The sequence below is a fragment of the Streptomyces sp. ActVer genome, from assembly GCF_027270795.1.
GTDB lineage: Bacteria > Actinomycetota > Actinomycetes > Streptomycetales > Streptomycetaceae > Streptomyces > Streptomyces umbrinus_A.
On the sequence record NZ_JAPWHT010000623.1, the window covers coordinates 1 to 4,698 of the forward strand.

A 4,698-nucleotide genomic window follows, 5' to 3' on the forward strand; every position below is an offset into this window, starting at 1 on the left:
CCGCCCTTGAGGTCCTTGCCCGCGTCGGCAGTGAGGTCGGCGCCGTACTGGCCGCGATCTGTCACGCCGTCGGCCCGGGCGCCATCGTCGTCGGCGGCGAGCTGGCGCAGGCCGGCGACGCCCTGCTCGAACCGGTCGAACGGGCCCTGCGGCAGCACCTGATGCCGCTCGCCCGCCATCACGTGGACGTACGGCGCGCCACGCTCGGCGAGGCCGGCAGCGCCCTGGGCGGCATCGCCCTCGTACTCCATGAAACCCCCCTGCTCACCCACTACCCGCAGCCCGTCTCCAAGGAGAACGCATGAGGCCACCAGGAGATCGCACGAGGCCACCAGTGAGGAGCCCATGGCTGTGATCACCCCTCTCGACAAGACCGCTGCCCCCGCGCAGCGGCGGCAGCAACAACCGCGTCGTTCCGTCCGACCGCTGGTCCTGGGCGGCCTGGCGCTCGCGGCGGGTGTCGCCGTCTGGGCCGTCGTGGCCGCCCTTGGACTCGTCGAGAACCTGCCCACACCGGCGGCGGTGGCGCGCAAGGCGGGCACCATGATCGCCGACGGCACGCTCGCCTCCGATACCTTCGCCAGTCTGCGCCGGGTCTTCATCGGCTACGCCCTCGGCGTGGTCGTGGCGGTCCCGGTCGGCTTCCTCATGGGCTGGTACCCGACGGTGCGCGCCGTGGTCGAGCCGTACATCCAGTTCTTCCGCACCATCCCGCCACTGGCACTGATCCCGCTGGCCGTGGTGCTGCTCGGTATCGGTGAGGTGCCGAAGATCGCCGTGATCTGTCTGGCCTCGTTCATGGCCTGCGTCGTGGCCTCCTTCCAGGGCGTCGTCGACGTGGACAGGACCCTGATCAACGCCGCCCGGGTGCTGGGCGCCTCGGACCGCGTCATCTTCGCCAAGGTGGTCGTGCCGGCGTCCACCCCGTTCATCCTCGTCGGCATGCGGATCGGCCTCGGCGCGTCCTGGGCCACCGTGGTGGCCGCCGAACTCATCGGTGCGCAGGAGGGCTTGGGCTACCGGATGCAGAAGGCGGCCACCTGGTTCGACATGGACGCGATCTTCGTATCGCTGATCACCATCGGAGTGCTCGGGCTCGTCATGGACCGGCTGTTGCTGCTGGCCGAGCGACGCCTCACCGGCTGGCAGGAGCGACGATGAACAGCAAGATCAGTTTCCGTGGCGTGGTGAAGACCTTCCCGCTGAAGGGCGCCACCTTCACGGCACTCGGCGGAGTGGACCTGGACATCGCGGACCAGGAGTTCGTCACCGTCGTCGGGCCGTCCGGCTGCGGCAAGTCCACGCTGATGGGCATGGCCGCGGGACTTCAGGAGCCCGACTCGGGCAGCGTCCTGGTCGACGGGAGGCCGGTGTCGGGTCCCGGCCCCGACCGGGGTGTGATCTTCCAGCAGTACGCCCTGTTCCCCTGGCTGACCGTGCGGCAGAACGTGGAGTTCGGGCTCAGACTCGCCTCCGTACCCGCCGAGGAGCGCAGGCGGCGCACGGACGACGCCATCGGCCTCGTCGGACTCGGTGAGTTCGCCGACGCCCTGCCCAAGACGCTGTCCGGCGGCATGAAGCAGCGCTGCGCCATCGCCCGGGCGTACGCGGTGGACCCTCAAGTGCTGCTGATGGACGAGCCGTTCGGTGCTCTCGACGCGCTCACCCGGGTGCAGTTGCAGGACCAGCTGCTGCGGACCTGGAGCCAGGAGAAGCGGACCGTGCTGTTCATCACCCATGACGTGGACGAGGCCGTCTACCTGGCCAACCGTGTCGTCGTCATGGCGGCGGGTCCCGGGCGCATCCACCGCGTCATCGACGTCGACCTGCCCTATCCGCGCACGGAGGAGATTCGGCTGTCCGCGGAGTTCCGCCGCATCCGCAACGAAGTCTGGACGTCCGTCTATCACCAGGACGAAGCCGCCTCGGCCGCGTAACCGCCCGTCGGCTGTCCGCAATCCACCCTCGTACCGCACCGAGAGGATCCATCCACCATGCACCGAAGCACGGTCAGACGCGCCCTCACGACACTGCCCGCCGTATTCGTGCTGTCACTTTCCGCGAGCGCGTGTTCCGGGAGCGGGTCCGGCGACGACTCCACGGTCAAGTTCGGGTACATCGGCGACTACAACGGGGCCAGTCTGCTGGCGATCGCCGAGAAGCAGGGGCTGTGGAAGAAGGCCGGACTGACCGCGGAGACCAGGACGTTCAACAACGGCCCGGTGCAGATCCAGGCGCTCAGTGCCGGCGACCTCGACTACGGCTACATCGGCCCCGGTGCCGTGTGGCTGCCCGCCTCCGGCCAGTCCAAGATCATCGCCATCAATACGCTCACGTACGCGGACCGGGTCATAGGCCAGCCCGGGATGGAGTCCATGAAGGACCTCAAGGGCAAGAAGATCGGCGTGCCCGAGGGCACTTCCGGCGACATGATCCTCAACATCGCGCTGGCGGAGGCCGGGATGACCGGCAAGGACATCTCCAAGGTCAACATGGATCCGTCCACGATCGTGTCCGCCTTCTCCTCCGGGAAGATCGACGGCGCCGGCTTCTTCTATCCGGCCATCGACACCATCAAGAAGAAGGTGCCGGACCTGGTGGAGGTCGCCAGCACAAAGGACACCGGGGATTTCTTCCCCACCGCGTTCGTCGCCGGCAACAAGGTGCCGGAAGAGAAGAACAGCAAGGTGGTCAAGGTACTGCAGCAGGCCAACGACTGGCGCCAGTCACACCCCGCCGAGACCATCGCGCTCACCGCGAAGCTGCTGGAGGTCTCCGAAGCCCGGACGAAGGCCGACGCCTCCCACGTCCGGACCCTCTCCACCGCGGACCTGGTCGCCAAGACGAAGAGCGGTGAAGTGGACAAGTGGCTGAAGACACTTGGTGACTTCTTCGTACGCAACAAGCAGCTGGACGAGAACCCCGATCCGGGTGAGTACTACGCGGGCGAGCTCTACGAGAAGGCGCAGGGCGGCAAGTAGGGCGGCCTCCGGCACCGTCCCGACCCGCCCGTGAGGCAACGCGAACACGCCTCGTACGACTCGAAAGGCACTGCCGTGCGCCACAACATGCTCTTCCTGATGACCGACCAGCACCGCGTCGACACCCTCGGCGCCTACGGCAACCCGCACGTGCGCACCCCCAATCTGGACCGCCTCGCCGCACAGGGCACCCGCTTCGACAGCTGCTACACGCCGACCGCCATCTGCACTCCGGCCCGGGCCAGCCTGCTGACCGGCGCGGCACCCTTCCGGCACAAGCTGCTCGCCAACTACGAGCGCAACGTGGGGTACTTGGAGGACCTGTCCGACGGCCAGTTCACGTTCGCCGAGCAACTGCGCAGCGAGGGCTACGACCTGGGCCTCCTGGGCAAGTGGCACGGCGGCGTCCGGCGCACCGCCGCCGACTACGGCTTCCAGGGCCCGGACCTCGCCGGCTGGCACAACCCCGTCGATCACCCCGACTACCTGGCCTACCTCAAGGAGAACGGCCTTCCCGAGTACGCCATCAGCGACCGGATGCGCGGTACGACCCCCAACGGCAGCCCCGGCAACCTCCTCGCGGCCCGGCTGCACCAGCCCGTCGAGGCCACCTTCGAGTACTACCTGGCGACCCGCACCATCGAGATGCTCCACCGCTTCGCCGGGAACGAGCAGGCCGGGCAGGGTGTCCCGTTCTTCCTCGCCACCCACTTCTTCGGCCCGCACCTGCCGTACATCCTCCCCGACGAGTACTTCGACCTGTACGACCCGGACCTGGTGGAGCTCCCCGCCTCCATCGGCGAGACCTTCGCGGGCAAGCCACCGGTGCAGAGCAACTACAGCAAGCTGTGGGCGTTCGACACCATGCCGATCGAGGACAGCCGCAAACTCATCGCCGTCTACTGGGGGTACGTCACGCTCATCGACGAGCAGATCGGCCGCATCCTCGACGCCGTACGGGAGTTGGGCCTGGACGAACGCACCGCGGTGTCCTTCACCGCCGACCACGGCGAGTTCACCGGCGCCCACCGGCTGCACGACAAAGGGCCCGCCATGTACGAGGACATCTACCGCATCCCCGGGCTGCTGCGGGTGCCGGGCGCCGTACCGGGCCAGGTGCGCGAGGAGTTCGTCTCCCTCACCGACTACACGGCGACCATCCTGGAACTCGCCGGCAGCGACCCCGCCCCGGCCGTCGACAGCCGCAGCCTGCTTCCCCTCGCCCGCGGGGAACGGCCGGCCTGGGACGAGCACCACCTGGCCGAGTACCACGGCCACCACTTCCCGTACCCGCAGCGCATGCTGCGCACCCGGCGCCACAAGCTGGTCGTCAACCCCGAGTCGCGCAACGAGCTGTACGACCTGCAGACCGACCCGGACGAGCTCCTCAACCGCTACGACCACCCCGAACTCCGGCACGTACGCACACAGTTGATGCACCGCCTGTACCGCCTGCTACGGGACCGCGGCGACAACTTCTTCCACTGGATGACACCCATGTACGACGTGCCGACCGACCACGACACCACCCTGTCCTCGTTCGAGACGGAGAAGGCCGACGGCGCGGGCTCCTCGACGCCCGCCGGTACGGATGCCTCGACGCCGGTCGGCGGCACCCGATGAGCGGCTCACCGAGCGCAGGCGGAGCCTCTCCCTCATGCTGCGCCCCCTCCCGCGTGGGCGCCGTCGGCGCCTCCCGGATCGGCCGCCGCCTCAT

At 68.5% G+C, this 4,698-nt stretch carries 5 protein-coding genes; all 5 read left to right on the forward strand.

Annotation, left to right across the window (positions count from 1 at the left end):
* Window positions 1–305: ROK family protein (locus O3Q52_RS49100; RefSeq protein WP_269654928.1), on the forward strand; the 305-nt coding region annotated here is incomplete at its 5' end.
* Window positions 306–345: 40 nt separating this feature from the next.
* On the forward strand, window positions 346–1,161 hold the full coding sequence (locus tag O3Q52_RS49105; protein ID WP_269654929.1) for an ABC transporter permease: 816 nt from the start codon (window positions 346–348) through the stop codon (window positions 1,159–1,161).
* Window positions 1,158–1,937: an ABC transporter ATP-binding protein gene (locus O3Q52_RS49110; protein ID WP_269654930.1), complete on the forward strand. Its 780-nt coding sequence runs from the start codon at window positions 1,158–1,160 to the stop codon at window positions 1,935–1,937. Before O3Q52_RS49105 ends, O3Q52_RS49110 begins: the two co-directional genes overlap by 4 nt.
* Before the next feature lie 57 nt (window positions 1,938–1,994).
* Window positions 1,995–2,981: an aliphatic sulfonate ABC transporter substrate-binding protein gene (locus tag O3Q52_RS49115; protein ID WP_269654931.1), complete on the forward strand. Its 987-nt coding sequence runs from the start codon at window positions 1,995–1,997 to the stop codon at window positions 2,979–2,981.
* 87 nt (window positions 2,982–3,068) lie between these two features.
* The gene (locus tag O3Q52_RS49120; RefSeq protein WP_269654932.1) at window positions 3,069–4,604 is read left to right on the forward strand and encodes a sulfatase-like hydrolase/transferase; all 1,536 of its coding nucleotides are present in this window, start codon (window positions 3,069–3,071) and stop codon (window positions 4,602–4,604) included.
* Window positions 4,605–4,698 lie beyond the last annotated feature (94 nt).

Coding starts and splice junctions, on each gene's coding strand:
- O3Q52_RS49110 (WP_269654930.1), top strand. CDS start 1,158: ATGAACAGCAAGATCAGTTTCCGTGGCGTGGTGAAGACCTTCCCGCTG.
- O3Q52_RS49105 (WP_269654929.1), top strand. CDS start 346: ATGGCTGTGATCACCCCTCTCGACAAGACCGCTGCCCCCGCGCAGCGG.
- O3Q52_RS49115 (WP_269654931.1), top strand. CDS start 1,995: ATGCACCGAAGCACGGTCAGACGCGCCCTCACGACACTGCCCGCCGTA.
- O3Q52_RS49120 (WP_269654932.1), top strand. CDS start 3,069: ATGCTCTTCCTGATGACCGACCAGCACCGCGTCGACACCCTCGGCGCC.